Annotated in this window: 13 protein-coding genes; 1 reads left to right on the top strand and 12 read right to left on the bottom strand. The window is 61.2% G+C overall.

All coding sequences use genetic code 11. From position 1 onward, the window contains the following. Positions 1-49: 49 nt before the first annotated feature. The 12 genes from ACE3SE_RS17655 to ACE3SE_RS17600 all read right to left on the bottom strand — a co-directional run bounded on the left by ACE3SE_RS17655 (position 50) and on the right by ACE3SE_RS17600 (position 13,898). A complete protein-coding gene (locus tag ACE3SE_RS17655) occupies positions 50-4,930 on the bottom strand; it encodes a glycosyltransferase (RefSeq protein WP_374557205.1) in 4,881 nt (1,626 codons plus the stop codon). 32 nt (positions 4,931-4,962) lie between these two features. Continuing rightward, complete coding sequence (rffA, locus tag ACE3SE_RS17650) at positions 4,963-6,111, bottom strand: dTDP-4-amino-4,6-dideoxygalactose transaminase (RefSeq protein ID WP_131355941.1); 1,149 nt, start codon at positions 6,109-6,111, stop codon at positions 4,963-4,965. 94 nt (positions 6,112-6,205) lie between these two features. Then, positions 6,206-6,433 carry a hypothetical protein gene (locus ACE3SE_RS17645; RefSeq protein ID WP_131355944.1) on the bottom strand — a complete coding sequence of 76 codons (228 nt, stop codon included), beginning with the start codon at positions 6,431-6,433 and terminating at the stop codon, positions 6,206-6,208. A gap of 41 nt (positions 6,434-6,474) precedes the next feature. Next, positions 6,475-6,963 (bottom strand): acyltransferase, encoded by a 489-nt coding sequence (locus ACE3SE_RS17640; protein ID WP_045846803.1) that lies wholly within the window; start codon positions 6,961-6,963, stop codon positions 6,475-6,477. An 8-nt stretch (positions 6,964-6,971) separates the two neighbouring features. Beyond that, the gene (locus ACE3SE_RS17635; RefSeq protein WP_045846802.1) at positions 6,972-8,084 is read right to left on the bottom strand and encodes a radical SAM protein; all 1,113 of its coding nucleotides are present in this window, start codon (positions 8,082-8,084) and stop codon (positions 6,972-6,974) included. An 89-nt stretch (positions 8,085-8,173) separates the two neighbouring features. Next, complete coding sequence (locus ACE3SE_RS17630) at positions 8,174-9,556, bottom strand: aldehyde dehydrogenase family protein (RefSeq protein ID WP_374557202.1); 1,383 nt, start codon at positions 9,554-9,556, stop codon at positions 8,174-8,176. Continuing rightward, positions 9,553-10,968 carry a class I adenylate-forming enzyme family protein gene (locus ACE3SE_RS17625; RefSeq protein WP_374557200.1) on the bottom strand — a complete coding sequence of 472 codons (1,416 nt, stop codon included), beginning with the start codon at positions 10,966-10,968 and terminating at the stop codon, positions 9,553-9,555. The genes ACE3SE_RS17630 and ACE3SE_RS17625 overlap by 4 nt, the downstream gene beginning before the upstream one ends. Before the next feature lie 44 nt (positions 10,969-11,012). Continuing rightward, on the bottom strand, positions 11,013-11,753 hold the full coding sequence (locus ACE3SE_RS17620) for an S-methyl-5'-thioinosine phosphorylase (protein ID WP_374557198.1): 741 nt from the start codon (positions 11,751-11,753) through the stop codon (positions 11,013-11,015). A 182-nt stretch (positions 11,754-11,935) separates the two neighbouring features. Then, positions 11,936-12,400, bottom strand: a complete 465-nt coding sequence (locus ACE3SE_RS17615) for a DUF3592 domain-containing protein (protein WP_062786526.1) — start codon at positions 12,398-12,400, stop codon at positions 11,936-11,938. Beyond that, entirely contained in the window at positions 12,393-12,905 is a 513-nt protein-coding gene (locus ACE3SE_RS17610) for a DUF3592 domain-containing protein (protein ID WP_062786529.1), read from the bottom strand. Before ACE3SE_RS17610 ends, ACE3SE_RS17615 begins: the two co-directional genes overlap by 8 nt. A gap of 11 nt (positions 12,906-12,916) precedes the next feature. Further along, entirely contained in the window at positions 12,917-13,354 is a 438-nt protein-coding gene (gene ruvX, locus ACE3SE_RS17605; RefSeq protein WP_199102432.1) for a Holliday junction resolvase RuvX, read from the bottom strand. Continuing rightward, positions 13,338-13,898 (bottom strand): YqgE/AlgH family protein, encoded by a 561-nt coding sequence (locus tag ACE3SE_RS17600; protein WP_374557195.1) that lies wholly within the window; start codon positions 13,896-13,898, stop codon positions 13,338-13,340. The genes ruvX and ACE3SE_RS17600 overlap by 17 nt, the downstream gene beginning before the upstream one ends. Here ACE3SE_RS17600 and smc point away from each other — a divergent pair. Further along, positions 13,897-17,523: a chromosome segregation protein SMC gene (gene smc, locus ACE3SE_RS17595; protein WP_445290655.1), complete on the top strand. Its 3,627-nt coding sequence runs from the start codon at positions 13,897-13,899 to the stop codon at positions 17,521-17,523. The two genes, ACE3SE_RS17600 and smc, sit on opposite strands and share 2 nt — an antisense overlap. Positions 17,524-17,618 lie beyond the last annotated feature (95 nt).

The following is a 17,618-nucleotide window of genomic DNA, read 5'->3' as shown; positions in this document are numbered from 1 at the left end:
CCTTGACTAGTTATCGACCCCCCGTTGGCAAACTTTAGTACCGGGATGATTATTTTTTTACAAGCTGCCCGGAAAGTGCCTGCTGCCAGTCATCCAGGTGGTCCTCGATCCAGTAATGCCGGTCCACCCAGGCACGCAGGGCATCCCCTTCCCGATAGGTGCTATCCAGATCATGCACACGGCTACGGATGGCCTCGACCCACGCCTCGGTGGTGTTGGGCACGCGGCACACCGGTGCGTCATTGGTACGATACGGATAGATATCGGTGCAGATCACCGGCCAGCGCATCACACCGTATTCCAGCAGGCGCAGATTGCTCTTGGATTCGTTGAACGGGTTGACTTCCAGCGGGGCAATGGCCAGGTCCAGATTCAGGCTGGCCATCTTTTCCGGGTATTCCTGGAAAGAGACACAAGGGTGTTCTTCCGCGATGTATGGCCGCATTTCCGGCAGGCACATGCCCATGAATACCCATTCGACTTCATCTGCCGTTTGCTTGACCACATCGATGATCAGCGACAGGTCGCCCTGATGCTGCTGGGCCCCCACCCAGCCTACCCGTGGCTTTTTCCCTTGCCCGCGCAATGAGGTCACCTTACCCCACATATGGCGGGCCAGACGGTTAGGCACCACGCGGATATCTGCAATCATGTCGCGGCAGGCGTCGGCCAGGGGCTCGGTAGACACCACCAGGGTGTCAAAATGCTTGAGCATGGCACGCAGACGCGGGCGGGCATCAGGCATGGTCTTGCGCCATACCCGGTTGAGAATGCTCTTCTCCGGCAGTGCGCCTACCAGGTCATCCAGACCGAATACCAGACGCAGGTCCGGCATGAATTCACGGTATTGCTTCACGGCATGCAAAATGCCATCGGTCAGCATGGTGTGAATCAGCAAGGCGTCCGGGTTGAAACGTGCCATCTCCACCACCGACAGCAGCGGCGCGGCACCGTTCTCGGGCGAGATCATGGCGACATCCAGCCGCCCGCCTTCTTGCAGGGCATGGAAGGGCAAGGAAACCCGGTACTCGCCGCTGCCACCCGGAATGGGCAGGCCCAGCACCTTGTAACGGCCAGCCTGGTGCGGCAGCCAGTTCACATCCCGTGTCGGCTCGAACGCCATGTCCTTGGTACGGAAAGTCAGGTGTCGGTTGTAGGCCGGGTCACGCGCCAGCTGTGGCAGCCAGCGCTTGAGTACCACCGACAGCTCTTGCTGTTCGCGCACGGCGGCGGCCAGCGCAACAGCAGGTTCGTAGGTGAGCTTGCCGATACTCTTGGCATGGTGATGCACCATGGTGATATAGGGTGTGAACACGTTCAGCAAGCCCTGCTGCTGCAGCTTGAGGCAGAAGTCCACGTCGTTGAACAGCACGGTGAGCTGCTCGGCATCAAAGCCGCCGACTGCCTGGTATTTCTCGCGCGACACCATCAGGCAGGCTGCGGTGACAGCGGAGTAATTCTGCTCGGTCAGCAGGCGATTCATATAGCCCGGCGTGTCCAGTTCCGACTTTTCAAACACGTGGTCGGCCACCGACAGCACCCCTCCGGGCAAACCCAGCACAATACCGGCATGCTGGATGCTGCCGCTTTCCGGATACACCAGCCGGATGCCCACGGCACCCACTTCCGGACGCTGGGCAATGCCTATCATCCGCTCCAGCCATTCCGGCTGGATGATTTCGGTGTCGTTATTGAGCAGGACAATGTATTCACCACGCGCCTGTTCCACCCCCAGATTGCACTGGGCGGAAAAATTGAAGGGCTGCGGGTAATCGATGATGCGGACCTGCTCCGGGTAATCCTGCTGCAAGTCCTGGTAGAAGCGGAAGGTATCCGGGTCTTGCGAGCCATTGTCGACGATCAGCAATTCGAAATGACGATAGCCGGTGCGGGCAAACAGGCTTTCCACGCATGGCTGCAGGTATTCCATCTTGTCCCGGGTGGGGATGATGACAGAGACTAGCGGCGTGCCGCTGACCTGGTATTCCACATGCAAGGTGTTGTCGGCATAGCCGTTGACCACACTGGCAGCAATCCCCAGACGCTGCAAGTGATTTTCCAGTGCCACCTGGCGCGCGGCCTCGCGCTGATGCTGCACACCCAAGGGTTCGGCTGGCAGGTGCATCAGTACTTCGTCGATATGCTGCACCACGTTCAGGCCGAAGTTCTCGGCCAGACGCAACAGATGGTTCCAGCTTTCGCAAGCCGGGTAGGCTTCGAAGCCGCCCAGACTGGCCAGCCCCTGATAGGACAGCGCCACGGCGGCACCGACATAATCCTGCGCCCGCAGGTAATCCAGCGAGAAGTCCGGCTTCAGTTGTGGCAGTACACGGCACTCAGGCTGGGTATAGCTGTCATGGTCGGTGTAAATGGCCAGTGCTTGCGGCTGGGCGTGGATGGTGTCACCCATGCGCAAGAACAGCTGTGGGGCAGGCATGGCGCCGGCCGGCAGCAACATCACCCAGTCGGCCGGCACCTCGCCAAGCAAACCGTTGAGTGCCATGGTAAACAGCTGCGGGTCATCCAGCGTGTCCAGCTGCAACCAGCCCAGGGTGTCGTTCTGGCTGAAAATGGGGTCCGGCATGTCCCAGTCGGCAATGACAATCAGCTTCCAGTTTTTGTACAGCTGCTGTTGCAGGGCATCGATGGTATTGGCCAGCAGCTCGGCTTCGCTGGCGCGGATGGGCATCAGCATCAGGAACTGCGGCCGCTGCTGCCACTGCATCAACATGCGTTCGGCCATCATTTCGGCGTCGATTTCACGCAGCTGATGCAATTTGTCCCAGTTTTGCCAGGCGCGATAGGTATTGGGCCACATCAGTTGCAGGCGCTGGCTTTCCACCACGCCATGCTGATCGGGATGATAGCCAGCCAGGGGTTCGAGCAAGGGCGTGGGCAACACTTCGCGCAGCAGGTCCACCCAGCGGTAGGCCTGGCTTTCCAGTGTGGCGTAGCGCAGCAGGTACTCTTGCGAGGCTTGTTGCAGCTTACGCCGGTGCTCGGCGTCATCAATCAGCCGTGACAGCGCCGCATCCCAGCTGGCGGTATCGTTGCCAACCACTTCGGCCAGCCCCAGTGCCTTGGCCTCGCGATACGCCGGTACGTCGCTGAGCACGCAGGCGGCACCAACTGCGGTGTACTCCAGCCATTTGAGGTCCGACTTGGACTCGTTGAACACGGTGTCTTCCAGCGGTGCGATACCGATGTCGATTTCCAGCCGGTTCAGTTCCTTCATGTATTCGACATAGGTGACCGACTTGCCGACCACCTTGACGTTGGCAGCCCCCTCCAGGCCGTGCAGGCTGCAACCCCAGAACACAAACTGCACCAGATGGGCGTATTTCTGCTGGATATTGAGCAAGGCCTGGCCGATGACCTTCATGTCGTCGGCGTGGGTGGATGTGCCGGCAAAACCGATGGTAATGGGTGCATCCGGCCCCTTGGGGCTGCGTTGCAGGCTGGCGTAACGGCTGACCGACAAGGCATTCGGAATGAGGTGGACATTCGGGTTCAGCTCACGCAGCCGTACTGCCAGCGGTTCGGTGCTGGCGCTGACTGCGGCAAACAGGTGCAGTTTGTCACGCCAGAAACGCAGCAGGCCGTAAGGGTCGAATTCGTAGAACTGGCGGTGCGAGGCCGGCATGCCGGGCAACCAGTCGTCCGCTTCGAAAATCATGGTTTTGCCGCTGGCAAAACACTTGTTGAGAAAATCGATATTGCGTTCGCTCAGAATGCCGCGCTGGATGATGAAGACATCGGCCCATTGCACCATGGTGTCGATGTCAAATTCCTCCCGGCGGCAGGCATAGGCCGAGTTGCCCGGGAAGTAGGCGGTATCAATCCACGGCGACAGCAGCGTGAAGGCATCGTGCAGGCGCAGGCGCATGCAGGCACCATCCAGAAAGTCACCGGACAGGACCCCTACCCGCAAACGCTGCTTGGGCAAGGCCGGCGCTTCTGGCATGAGCGTGGGTGCGGGCAACTGGCGCTCGGTGCGTCCGGATTTGCCAATGGCCAACTGGACTGCAACATTGGCATAGGACTTGGCCTGCACCCGTCCCTGGGTGCTGGTGATGAAGTCTTGTAATTCGCGCAGGAAATCCTGATGGATGGCGTCGTAATGGGCACGCACCTTGTGTACCGTCGCCTTGGCATGGGCAATGGCTTCCGGGCTATCTCCCCAGGCTACGCCGTCATCCCCCAGGTAGCTGTGCAGCGGCTTTTCCAGGGTGAGCGGGTTGGGCAGATAGACTACCGGGCAACCGCAGAGCAGTGCCTCGAAGCAACCGGTGGTGTGCTCGTAGGTGTAAAACAGCTCGGCCTGGCGATACAGCTCGGCCAATTCCCTGGCGCTGCGAATCTTGCCGCGGAAGGAGATTTCAGTGGCATCCGCCACCACGTCGCCAGGTACGCCGCCCTTTTCCAGAAAGCGATGCAGCCACACCAGCTTGCCATGGCGCTGGCCAACGCCATCGGCGTTGTACACCCGGGTATCAATCAGCGGTACTTGCAGCAAGGTAGCCGACCAGCCATCCGGTACGATATCCCAGCCGTGGGTATACACCATGTCACTGGCCGCCCAGCCCAGCTTGTCCAGCGGCGTGTTAGACAGCCGGCCGGGATAATTCAGCAGGTAGCGCACCACATGACGGGCCTGCAGCGGATTGCCACGGATGATTTCCGGATAGATGACCACCGGCTCTCGTCCTGCTTCACGATGCGCCTGATAGATTTCCTGTGTCAGCACCTGTGTATTCAGTCCATGGCTGGCATCCTGGTGCATGACATAGGCGTCCTGCCCTGCTTCGTTCAGCCAGTGGCACAAATGGTAGAGCGCACGCACACCACCGGAGGTTTCACGGTACGGTGGCGCATAGATGTAATAGGGTGCGTTGGCGTGTTGAACAGTTGCGGACAGGGTTTGAGACATACTGGCCTCGAAAAGAAATGGATGTGAACGACTTAAGCACGTGCGAGATAGAAGTCCTGGATCGCCAGGCAGACACGCCGGACCTGCTCCATGGTCATCTCGGAATACAGGGGCAGGCGCAGCAACTGGCCAGAAAGCGCCTCGGTCACCGGCAATGCGCCGCTGGTGCGGGCAAAGCGCTGCCCGGCCGGAGAGTCATGCAAGGGGACGTAGTGGAATACGGCGGCGATGTTTGCTTGCTGCAAATGCCGGATCAGCGCGGTACGCTCTTCCATGCTGCTGCATAACAGGTAAAAGATGTGGCCGTTTTCCGGGCGATTACCCGGTGACAGCGGCAGACGGAACAAACCGCGAGCGGCCAGCGGCTCCAGCAGGCTCAGGTATTTGCCGTAGAGCGCGCGGCGGTGGGCATTGATGCGCCTGGCCTGCTCCAGCTGGGCATACAGGAAGGCCGCACTCAATTCGCTGGGCAGAAAGGAAGAACCGATGTCCACCCAGGTGTATTTGTCTACTTCACCACGGAAGAATGCCTTGCGGTTGGTACCCTTTTGCCAGATCACTTCTGCCCGGTCGATCAAGGCCGGATTATTGATCAGCAATGCCCCGCCCTCGCCACAAATGATGTTCTTGGTTTCATGAAAGCTCAGGCAGCCCAGGTCGCCGATGGTCCCGAGCGAACGCCCTTCGGACTGGGCCAGAATGGCCTGAGCCGCATCTTCGATCAGCAACAGGCCATGGCGCTGGCAGATGTCCTTGAGCGCCTCCATGGCGCACGGCTGGCCGGCATAGTGCACGGCAACAACGGCCTTGGTACGCGGGGTAATGGCGGCCTCGACCAGGGTTTCATCCAGATTGAGCGTATCTGGCCGGATATCGATGAACACCGGAATACCACCGCGCAGCACAAAAGCATTGGCAGTAGACACAAAGGTGAAGGACGGCATGATGACTTCATCACCCGGGCCGATATCGGCCAGGATGGCCGCCATCTCCAGCGCAGCGGTGCAGGAATGGGTCAGCAGGGCCTTGGGCGTGCCCAGATGCTCCTCCAGCCAATGCTGGCATTTGCGACTGTAAACACCGTCCCCGGCGATGGAACTGCTCATCACCGCCTGAGCGATGTAAAACAGCTCCTTGCCAACAATGAAAGGTTTGCCAAACGGGATACGCGGAAGATTCATGCCGCCACTTTCCGGTCAATGCCTGAACATGATTTGTGCATAATACAGCAAGCCATCACACCAGCCTGCCGGAATAAATCAGGCAAATCTGCCATTACGTCCGTTGATAACTAGCCAGCAGCGTGGCCATTTCATCCAGCGTCAAGCCACTGAGCGCTTGGGCGGTAATGTCCTCAAAGCAGCTGAAACGCTCTTCGACCGCCATCAGGAAACCCACCACACTGAAGGAGTCGATCTGTTCGAACAGGGGCAGGTCTGCTTGCAGATCAGTCTTGCCTTCGGCACGCAGGTAATCGCTTATCCAGTTGCGTATTTCTTCCATCTGTTTTTTTCCTTACAAGCACAGCAGACCGGTCTGCTGGCTCAGGGTAGTTGTACCGAGCGGATGCCCATGCTGACATAGCGTCCGCCATCAGCCACCTGGTCCTTGATCACGCAGCCCACGCCGATGGAGCAATGACGCCCGACCACGGCACCGGGGAGGATGACGCACTGCGCACCAAAGATGGTGTGCGCGCCGATCAGCACATCACCTTCCACCTTGTTGCGCGGGCCATCCGCCTGCTGCTGGTAGTCGTCGCTCTTGGTGAATACGCTGACATGGGTGGAGAAACCGACGCCCTCCTCCAACACGATGCGCCCTCCGGTTCCGCCCAGAAAGCAGAATGGGGAAATATGGGTACGCGGGCCGATGTCCACCCGGCCGGTGAGGATGGCAAAGTCGTCGATGCGCGCACCATCGCCGATATGGCCGTCAATGACATAAAACACGGCACGGCGTGATACCCGCACGCCTTCACCTACGGTATGAAAGCCAATGGCCAGCAGTTCTTCGCGACTGAGCAATTCCATGGGCAGGCTTAGATGAACAGGTCGAAATCGGACACGCTATCCACCACCTCACCGGCGGCCATGCGTTCGAGCAGCAGGTTGGATTCGTGGCGGATGCAATGGAAGGTGCAGTGACGCGCCGGGTCCACCCGGTTCATCACCGTCTTGCGCCGATCGCCCTGCCACAGCTCTTCCAGCGACACCTTGGCAATGTCGCCGATGCGCATGTTGAGGTTGCCGCGATGATAAGGGCAAACATAGGCACCACTGGGGGTGATGACGGTGCGCAGCTCGGCGGTCAGGCAGCGGTTGTAAGGCTTGATCTGGGTGCCGACCCCGCGCAGGGCTTCTTCCAGCGTGAATGGCGCGATGATCTTGAAATTGTCATCTGCCAGTTCGTGAATGGCCTTGAGGTTGCGATTGACCAGATCCACCACCGACAAATCCTGCTGCTGCAGGAAGTGCATCATGTCGAATGCGGGTTTGACTTCGAAATAGTCGCAACCGATGTCCTTGGCCAGTTGCGCGGCTTTTTCGATGTCGACCGCATTGGTACGGTGCAGGCTGCCGTCCGGATTGAACTTGGATAACAGCAGGAAAGAGTAACCCAACAGACCCTTCTTGCTGGCGGCCATCTGCCGCATGTTGTCGATCACCAGATTGAACTGCGACTTGCCGCTGGCATGGGGGCGGAATTCGGCAAACACTTCTTCGCTGCCTGCATCCACCGACACCCGCAGCCAGCTGGTCATGTTGATGCACTGGTCCATGTAGCGTGGCATCAGGGTGCCGTTGGTGGTGACGCCCACCTTGATGCCTGCCTGATAGAGGGACTCCACCAGCGCACCGAATTTGGGATGCGCCATCGGCTCACCGCCGCCAATCAATACCACGGCACGCACGCCGTGCTGGGCGAATTCCTCAGCCAGGCGCAGCAGGCGTTCGTTATCGATACCACCCTGGTTGAGCAAATTGGCACTGATGCAGTCATGGCAAGCCAGATTGCACGCCGTCGTGGGGTCCAGCTCCACCACAAACGGTGCGCTATTGCTTTTGTTCCACAGGAATTTGTTGATGAACTCCTGTACCGATTCCTGCTTCAGCTTTTCGACCAGCGAAAGCGGACGGGATATCTGACCCATGGACTCACTCCTTGATGACCCGCTGTGCTGGCTTGCAGCCCGCTCACACCGGGTAAATGTCCCCCGTGCATGGCACGCGGGATGTTTGTTCAGTAAATGATGGCAGCCTTGGGCAGGGAGTAGGTATCCAGCGCCCGGATGCCCCCTTCGCGCCCTACGCCGGAATCGGCAAAACCGCCCACCGGCAACTCCGGCAGCCAGAATTCCGGATCGGCATTGACCCAGATCCGTCCGACTCGTAACTGCCGGACCGCCTGCAAGGCCGTGCTGCTTGCCGCCGTCCAGACATAGACGGCCAGCCCATACTGGTTATCGGCAACAATGGCATTAAATTGACTGGCAGCGACACGACAAATGGTGATGACCGGACCGAACAGCTCCTGCTCACGCAAGGCAGAGTCCGGTGCCACATGGTCGATCAGCACCGGGCCGAGGAAATGGCCGGGGCCATCCAGCCGGGAGCCGGGCAAAGCGACGCCCCCCTGTGCCAGACCGGCTTGCACCAGCGCCTGAATGCGCTGCTTGTGTGCCAGGGTGATCATGGGCTGCAATCCCTCGGGCACGGCATCGCCGCTGCAGGCAGGAAAACGACGCTGCAAGGCCTGCTGCAGCTGGCTGACAAATTCATCGGCCACTGCCGGGTCCACCAGCACATGGGTGCCGGCAATGCAGGCTTGTCCGCCATTGCGCAAAGCGCCGGCAATCACGCCGTCCGCCGCAGCTGCCAGGTCGGCATCGGGATACACCAGCACCTGGTTGTTGCCACCCAGCTCGGCCGTCACCCGCTTGCCGCAGCTTGCCGCGGCGGTTTCGATGGCACGGCCGGTAGCGGTGGAGCCGACAAAGGCAATCATGTCGACCGCCGGGTGACGGGTGAGTGCCTGACCGGCTTCCTTGCCCACGCCGTACACCACCTGCACCACATCGGCAGGAAACAAGGGGTTCTGCTGCAAATGGGCGACCAGCAGGGCAAGCGAGCCGACCGCCAGTTCACTGGGCTTGAGAATGACGCAGCAACCGGCGGCCAGTGCAAAGGGCATGCGCTCGGCGGTGGTGATCAGCGGATAATTCCACGGCACAATCAGCCCCACCACCCCCATCGGCTCGCGCAGTGTCAGGGCCAGTCCGCTACCGGTGGCACTGCCCAGGGTTTCGGTATGCTCCACACGCGCCAGGGCGGCGGCATATTCCCACAGCCCGGCAGCACCGGCCACCTCGCCACGGGCGGTGGCCAGCGACTTGCCGGTATCGGCCGCTTCGGCGGCGGCAAAGGCTTCCAGTTGCTCGCGCAGGTGGCGGGCGACACTCAGCAGGGCCTCGCTACGCCTGGCGGCAGGCAGGGTACGCCAGTGCTGGAAAAATGCCTGCCGGGCACGCTGGCATATCTGGTCAATCTGCGTGGCATCGGTGCAGGCATGGCGTGCAACGGCAGTGCCGGTACGCGGGTCGTGAGTCAACAGCATTTGTGTCATTGCACCGCCTGATAGCTGATCAGCCGCTTGATGGGCTTGCCCGAAGCGGTACGCGGAATGCTGTCCACCGCCCGCACCTGATCCGGCCGCTGCACCTGCGGCAGCGCGCCATTGAACAGACGAATCAGTGCGTCACGAATGGCTTCGGCATTGCCATCGGCGCGCGGAATGAAAAACACATCGTAGGTTTCACCCCAGAACAGGTCCGGCTTGCCCACTGCATAACACTCTTCGCACAGGTCCGCCGCATGGACCATGTCTTCGATTTCGGAGAGATTGATCAGCTCGCCACCCTTCTTGATGGAGTCTTTGCGACGGCCGGAGACAAACAGTTCGTTTGCTGCCAGATGGCCCAGGTCCCCGGTACGGAAAGGCTGGCTGCGATCGAAGGGTTCGATATGGCCCTCTGCCCCCAGATAGCCCAGCGCCATGTAAGGCGACTGCACCAGCAGTTCTCCATCAGCCTGACTGTCGATGCTGACGGTGACCCCCGCCATGACCTGCCCCACCGAGAAAGGAGCACTCTGGCCGTGACCGATGGTAAACGAGCCACCCAGTTCGGTAATGCCGAAGCAAGGGCGGATTTCCACACCACACACCTTAAGAAACTCGTCCTTGATGGCCGGATAAAGAATGGAGCTGGTGGAAATGACGCTGGCGCGCTGCAAGGGGGCCAGATCAGCCTTAAAGAACTTGTAGGTCTTGCTCAAGGAGGCGGCCATGGTGGGGGACAGGTAGAGATAGTCTGGCTGATGACGTGCCACATCCTCCCAGAAGCCGCCCATGGATTTGGCGCTAAAGCGCGGGCAAACCGCAATGCAACCACCACTCATCAGGGGGCAGGCAAACAGGTTGAACAGACCGGCGTTATAGAACATCGGCCAGTTGTGCAGGGTGATCTGCCCGGGCTGCTGCCCCACCGCACTGGCAAATGCCCCCGCAGCGGCAAAGAAATTGCCCAGCGATTGCACAATGCCTTTGGGCGCGCCGGTGGTGCCGGAGGAAAACACCACCAGGAATGGCTGGTCCATATCCCCCTGTGCCACGCAGTCCGGCAGACTGTTGTCCAGTGAATAGGCCAGCTGGTCGTAGGAGGTGATGCTCATCGCAGCACTGACCACCTGGCGGGTCTTGTTGAGCTGGGCGACGGTAATGTCCGGGTCCACCGGGCAGGCTGTCATGCCACCCAGCGCCAGCGCCAGCATCAGTTCCAGGTACTCCGGCCGGTTTTCCAGCCCGATGACGATACGGTCGCCATGGCGGGCACCTTGCTGCACCAGGTGGTTCAGCAGGCGGATGGCCCGGTCAAGGAACTCACCATAGCTGACACTGACGCCGTCATGCAGAATCAGCGGCTGCTCGCGCCGCGGCGCGAAAATGGCATCAAAGAAATCATATCGAACCGAAGACATTACCTTCTCCATATCTAGGCCGTGCCAGCAAAGCCGGGCCGGATTCAGGCCGTGGTAGTGGCAGACAACAAGGCCAGCAGCACGGCAGTGACATCATTCATGCCGGCTTCGGCCGTGGCCGGGTCGAAATTCACCGTGGCACTGCCGCCCTTGCCTGCCGCCCAGTTCACCACCAGGCACAGATGGACATAAGGCAGGTTCATTTCACGGGCGAGGCAGGCCTCCGGCATGCCGGTCATGCCGACAATATCGGCACCATCCCGCTCCAACCTGAGGATTTCCGCTGCGGTTTCCAGCCGCGGGCCCTGGGTGCAGGCATACACGCCCTGATTCACCGCCGGTTTGCCACTGGCATTGACCGCGGCAATCAGTCTGGCGCGCAACGCATCGTCGTAAGGATTACTGAAGTCGACATGCACTACCGGCCGCTCCGGGCCATCAAAAAAGGTGTGCTTGCGACCCCAGCTGTAGTCGATGATGTTGTCCGGCACCACCAGGGTGCCCGGCCCCATGTCGGCGCGGATGCCACCGACCGAGCCGATGGACAGGATGCCCTTGACGCCCTGGTTGTGCAGCGCCCAGATATTGGCGCGGTAATTGATTTCGTGCGGGGCCAGCGAGTGACCGTGACCGTGACGGGCAATGAACACCACGTTTTGCTGGCCGATATGGCCGAATGTCAGTGCGCAGGACGGGTCGCCATAGGGTGTGCGCACCACCTGACGATGGGTTACTTCCAGTAAGGGCAGCTTGGCCAGGCCGCTGCCTCCGATGATGGCCAACATAGTCGGTCCCCCCTTGTAATGACATGGCGTCAATGCAAACGCCATGCCGCTTGGTTTTTACCGCATTATGGCTGAATCGGACGGGGGGATAAATTGCTTTATCCCCGGACAGGGCAAACCGGGAATGATTTGCCGGAGGAAAACCATCAGCCCGGCAGATGACATCAAGCGGCTGCAGCCGCTTAATCGGCGCGCAACAGCAGCCAGGCCGCCACCGCGACAATCAGCAAGGCAATGGCCTTGCCAACCCATGCCGTCCAGTGCTGGCCGGTTTCAAGGCAAGCCTCGGCCGGATTGGCCGGGTTGTAATACACCCGCACCTGCGCGCCTGCCGGATAGCGCGCCAGAATGGCCGCCACTTCCTGCTGGCTGCGGCTGTAGCCGGGATTGGGAAAGCGGCGGTTGCCGGACTGGTAGGTTTTACCCTGCACCTGATACTGATACCGCAGCTGCGGGAAATATTCCCAGGTATTGTCGCGATCGCCGCCGGCATTGACCTGACGCTGTTCCTGACGGCTTTCCAGCACACTGCCCACCGCACTGGGCCAACTGGCCGACGCATCGCCCTTGGCACCCAGCCACCACAAATAAGCGAAGGCGGCCAGCCCGGCCAGCAGCATCAGGCCTTGCAGCAGTTTCTCAACCATGGACACCAGCCCTCAGCCGCCGTACATGGCGCCAGCGTTGCAGCAAGCGGTCACACAAGGCCCAGCCGAACAGGGTGCTGAGCGCCGCCAGAATGAAACGGCCACTGCCGATGCTGCTGTCGCCCTCGCGGATCAGCACCGAGCGCGCCGGTTCTTGAGGGTTGTAATACACCACCACGGCCTTGCCGGTGGGAAAGCGCCGTGTCAGGTCTTCGGCACTGCTGTGATCGCCGGGCAAGGCAGTGGCAAGCGCATACAGCTGGTCGCCGTGATAGACCTCGCCATTCACGGTGTAGAGGTACTGCACGTAAGGCTCCCAGCGGGTCTGGTCCGGATGCCCTTCCGGGCTGCTGACCATGATGCGGCTGGATTCCACATGACCGGGAGCAGCCTGCCAGTGCCGTACGGCCTGGGCCGGGTCCAGCAGCAGGTTGATGAGGCCCATCAGGCTGAGCAGGAATGCCAGCATCAGGATGGAAGTTTGCCAACGCGGGGAAAGATGCATGATGGACAGGTTCAGACGGCGGTACCGTGACTTTCAAACCAGGTGGTGAGAATGGCCTGGGCAGCAACCTGGTCCAGCGCCGGTTTTTGCTTGCGGCCACGCACGCCGGCCTCGGCCAGCATGGATTCGGCAATCACCGAGGTCAGCCGCTCGTCCACCAGCCACACCGGCAGGCCAAAACGCCCTTTGAGCCGGTTGGCAAAGCGCCGTGCCAGCTGGGTCATCTGGTGTTCGGTATCGTCCTGATGCATGGGCAGGCCCACCACCAGCTGGGCAGGATGCCATTCGTCGATCAGCTTGCCGATGGCGGCAAAGCGCGCGTCGGTGATCTCGGTATCAATGGTGAGCAGCGGATGGGCAATGCCCAGCATGGTTTCGCCCATGGCCACACCGATACGACGTTCGCCAAAATCAAAAGCCAGTACCGTTCCCTCAGGCATGGCCGACATCTCCGGACAGCAGGGACGGGTCGAAACCCAGCAAGGCCATGGCGGCGTCGTAACGCGACTCGGCAGGAAGGTCAAACAGGATGTCCGGATCAGCCTTCACCGTCAGCCAGCTGTTGTCGCTGATTTCCTGCTCCAGCTGCCCGGCCGACCAGCCGGCATAACCCAGGGTCAGCAACATGCGCTGGGGGCCACGCCCTTCAGACACGGCAATCAGCACATCCTTGGAAGTAGTGAGCGCCAGGTCGTCCTTCACCACCAGGCTGGACTGCCAATGCCCCGCCGGCGCATGCAGCACGAAGCCGCGATCCGGCTGCACCGGACCGCCGAAGAACACCGACTCGCCACGCAAGGGGTCGATCTCCAGCGGCAGGTCGATCTGGTCGAACAACTGTGCCATGGCAATGCCCGAGGGCTTGTTGACAATCAGGCCCATCGCCCCGTGGTCGCCATGCTCGCACAGGTACACCAGCGAGCGGACAAACAGCGGGTCGGCCATATTGGGCATGGCAATCAGAAAGTGATCGGTGAGCGATAACGGTTCCATGGGGGCATTATGGCACAACACTTCTGACAAAAGTTCTGCTACGCCACAACAGCAGCCGCACCCTTGTCTTGCAGCAAAAGCAAACAAAAGCCGCCACCCTGATAAAATGCCGCGGTTGCTTCTTAATTCTTGCGAGAACGCCTTGCGCCTCACCCACGTCAAACTGTCCGGCTTCAAGTCATTTGTCGATCCCACCAGCATTCCGGTCCCCGGCCAGCTGGTAGCCGTGATCGGCCCCAATGGCTGTGGCAAATCCAATGTGATTGACGCGGTGCGCTGGGTGCTGGGCGAATCCAGCGCCAAGCAGCTGCGCGGCGAGTCGATGCAGGACGTGATTTTCAACGGTTCCTCCACCCGCAAACCTGTCAGCCGCGCCTCGGTGGAACTGGTGTTCGACAATGCCGACGGCCAGCTTACCGGCCCGTGGGGGCAATATGCCGAAGTCGCCATCAAGCGCGTACTGACCCGCCAAGGCGAATCCAGCTACTACATCAACAACCAGCAGGTGCGCCGCCGCGACATTACCGACCTGTTCCTCGGCACCGGCGTGGGTGCGCGTGGCTATGCGGTGATCGAACAAGGCATGATCTCGCGCATCATCGAAGCGCGGCCGGAAGAACTGCGTGCCTATCTGGAAGAAGCCGCCGGGGTGTCCAAATACAAGGAACGCCGCCGCGAAACCGAACACCGCATTGCCGATACCCGCGCCAATCTGGAACGCATCGAAGACCTGCGCCAGGAACTGGAACGCCAGGTAGAGCGCCTGAGCGAACAGGCCGAAGTAGCCGCCCAGTACCACGACCTGCGCGGCACCCTGACCCACAAGCAGAACCTGCTGGCACTGGCAAGGCGCGAAGAAGCCGGCCGCAACGAAGCCCATGCCCGCGCCGAACTGTCGCGCATCGAAACCGAAGAAGCCGCCATGGAAGCGGCACTCACCCATCTGGACACCGAGCTGGAAACCGTGCGGGAAAGCCACTACGCCGCAAGCGACGCGGTGCACGAAGCCCAGCAGCAACTGTTTGAAGCCAATGCCGCGCTGGCCCGGCTGGAAGAACAACAACGCCATCGCCAGCAAAACCAGGTACGGGTAGAGCGCGAACTGGCCAGCGCCCGCAATGAGCGCCAGCAACTGGCGGAAAGTCGCCAGCAGGCCGCCATGGAGCTGGACGAATGGTTGCCACGGCGCGAAGAAGCACAAATGCGGCTGGAAGAAGCCCAGATGGCACTGGAAGACGGTGCCGACCTGCTGCCCAGTGCCGAAGCCGAATTCCGCGCCAAGGACCAGTTGCAAGCACAAATGCTGGCACAGCAAGCCAACCTCACCCGCGAACGCGATCTGGCCCGGCAAAAGGGCGAACACCAGCGCCGCACGCTGGAACAGCTGGCCAGCCGCCAGCAAGCCCTGCAACGCGAGCTGACCGAACTGAACCTGCCCGACCAGGACCAGCAAGCCGCCGCCCAGGCCGAAGTCGAGCGCGCCCGCGCCGCACTGGACGCTGTGCGCGCCCGCGTGGTGGCCGATGAAGCCAAGCTGGCCGATCTGGCTGCCGAGCGCGAAAAGCTGGATGAACAACTGGCGCAGCAACGTGCCGAACTGGCGCGCGCCGAAGCCGAAGTCGCCGCGCTGGCGGCCGTGCTGGCACGCGAAGCTGCCGGAGAAAAACTGGGCGACTGGCTGCACGAGCAAGGCCTGGCCGATGTCCCGCAGCTGTGGCAGGCAGTACAGGTTGCGCCACAGTGGCAAACCGCGCTGGAAGCAGTGCTGGGCGAACGGCTCAATGCCCGTGCCGCCTCCAGCCAGCACATTCCACCCGCCGCACTGACCCTGGTGGATGGTCAGGCCGCTCCCTTGCACAGCCCGGCTCAGGACTGGCCGCGGCTGCTGGATCAACTGACCGCCAGCGCACCCTTTGACGCCGCACTGCAAGACTGGCTGGCAGGCGTCTACCTGGCCGATGACCTGGCACAGGCCATCAGCCGTCGTGGCCAGCTGCGCGCCGGCGAATGCCTGCTCACCCCGCAGGGCCATCGGGTCAGCGCCAGCAGCGTGTGCTTTTACAGTGCAGCCAGTGGCAGCGGACTGATGGAGCGCAAGCAGCAGCTGGAAGCCGCCCAGGCTCGCCAGCAGCAACTGCAACCGGATATCGACCGCCTGCAGAAGCGCCGCGAGTCGCTGCAAAGCATGAACGGCATGCTGGCCGAGGCAGTACGCGCACAAAAAGGTGCACTCACCCGGCTGGAAGCCGAACTCAACGCGGTGACGCTGGAGCACGTCAAGCTGGATCAGGCCGCGCGGCAAGGTGCCGCCCGCCTGTCCTTCATCCATGCCGAGCAACAACGCTTGCAGGAAGAACGCCAGCAAGCCCAGCTGGACATCGAAGAGAGCGAGCTGCAGGGCGAAGAAGCCACCATGACGCTGGAGGAGCTGGCGGTACAGCTGGAAGAAGTACGGCTGGACCGGCTGAATGCCGAAACCGGCCTGCAACTGGCGCGCAACAAAACCCGCGATGCCGAACGCCAGCTGCATGAAATCCGCCTGGAACTGCACACCGCCGAACAAAAGACCGCCGAACTGGCCCGCCGCGCCCGCGAACTGGACGAGCGCGACCAGCAACTGGCCGAGCGGCTGGAAACCCTTGCCGAAGAAGCCGAAGTGGTAGAAGAAACCGTGCCGGAAGAGGCCATGCAACAGGCCATCGAACTGCGTACCCGGCACGAGGCCGCCCTCGCAGCCACCCGCGACCGGCTGAACGGCCTGACCGAGCAACTGCGCCAGCTCACCCAGCGCCAGCACGATACCAATGCCGCCCTGCCGGCACTGCGCGAGGCGCGCTCCGACTGGCTGCTCAAGCATCAGGAAGCGCGGCTGGCGATGGAACGCTTTGCCGAAGAACTGAAGGAAGCCCAGGCGGATGAAGCCGCCTTGCTGGCCGACCTGACCGACGCCATCAAGCCCAATGCGCTGGCTGCGGAAATCGCCCGCCTGGCCCGTGCACTGGAAGGACTGGGCGCAGTCAATCTGGCGGCACTGGAAGAGCTGGAAGAAGCGCGCAAGCGCGGCGAATACCTGGCCAACCAGGCCGAGGACCTGAACCAGGCCATGGCCACGCTGGAAGAAGCCATCCAGAAGATCGACGGCGAAACCCGCCAGATGCTGCAGGGCACTTACGAGGCGGTAAACGCCAAGATGCGCGAGTTCTTCCCCACCCTGTTTGGCGGAGGCCGTGCCGAGCTGGTACTTACCGGCGAGGACTTGCTGGATGCCGGGGTGCAAATCATCGCGCAACCGCCGGGCAAGAAAAACAGCACCATCCACCTGCTGTCCGGTGGCGAAAAGGCGCTGACCGCCATGAGCCTGGTGTTCTCGCTGTTCTCGCTCAATCCGGCACCATTCTGCCTGCTGGACGAAGTGGATGCTCCGCTGGATGACGCCAACACCAGCCGTTTTTGCGATCTGGTCAAGCAAATGTCGGAACGCACCCAGTTCCTCTATATTTCACACAACCGCCTCACCATGGAAATGGCCGAGCAACTGGTGGGGGTAACCATGCAGGAACAGGGGGTCAGCCGCATCGTGGCAGTGGATATCGTGGAAGCCCTGAAGATGCGCGAAATTGCATGACGCATCTACGCAAGTTTCAGCGTAGCCCGGTTGATGCATCGCAATTTATCCTCTGACTGTCACGTTCATACTGCGCGACTTGCGTTGCAACGACG

This window comes from Aquitalea pelogenes (assembly GCF_041914625.1).
GTDB lineage: Bacteria > Pseudomonadota > Gammaproteobacteria > Burkholderiales > Chromobacteriaceae > Aquitalea > Aquitalea pelogenes.
This window is presented reverse-complemented; position numbering and strand designations above follow the sequence as displayed.

Bases quoted from the DNA above. Each gene is read 5' to 3' on its own strand.
- ACE3SE_RS17635 (WP_045846802.1), bottom strand. From the start codon at position 8,084: ATGGGTCAGATATCCCGTCCGCTTTCGCTGGTCGAAAAGCTGAAGCAG.
- ACE3SE_RS17615 (WP_062786526.1), bottom strand. From the start codon at position 12,400: ATGGTTGAGAAACTGCTGCAAGGCCTGATGCTGCTGGCCGGGCTGGCC.
- ACE3SE_RS17610 (WP_062786529.1), bottom strand. From the start codon at position 12,905: ATGCATCTTTCCCCGCGTTGGCAAACTTCCATCCTGATGCTGGCATTC.
- ruvX (WP_199102432.1), bottom strand. From the start codon at position 13,354: ATGTCGGCCATGCCTGAGGGAACGGTACTGGCTTTTGATTTTGGCGAA.
- ACE3SE_RS17620 (WP_374557198.1), bottom strand. From the start codon at position 11,753: ATGTTGGCCATCATCGGAGGCAGCGGCCTGGCCAAGCTGCCCTTACTG.
- ACE3SE_RS17645 (WP_131355944.1), bottom strand. From the start codon at position 6,433: ATGGAAGAAATACGCAACTGGATAAGCGATTACCTGCGTGCCGAAGGC.
- ACE3SE_RS17625 (WP_374557200.1), bottom strand. From the start codon at position 10,968: ATGTCTTCGGTTCGATATGATTTCTTTGATGCCATTTTCGCGCCGCGG.
- ACE3SE_RS17655 (WP_374557205.1), bottom strand. From the start codon at position 4,930: ATGTCTCAAACCCTGTCCGCAACTGTTCAACACGCCAACGCACCCTAT.
- smc (WP_445290655.1), top strand. From the start codon at position 13,897: ATGGGGGCATTATGGCACAACACTTCTGACAAAAGTTCTGCTACGCCA.
- rffA (WP_131355941.1), bottom strand. From the start codon at position 6,111: ATGAATCTTCCGCGTATCCCGTTTGGCAAACCTTTCATTGTTGGCAAG.
- ACE3SE_RS17630 (WP_374557202.1), bottom strand. From the start codon at position 9,556: ATGACACAAATGCTGTTGACTCACGACCCGCGTACCGGCACTGCCGTT.
- ACE3SE_RS17600 (WP_374557195.1), bottom strand. From the start codon at position 13,898: ATGGAACCGTTATCGCTCACCGATCACTTTCTGATTGCCATGCCCAAT.
- ACE3SE_RS17640 (WP_045846803.1), bottom strand. From the start codon at position 6,963: ATGGAATTGCTCAGTCGCGAAGAACTGCTGGCCATTGGCTTTCATACC.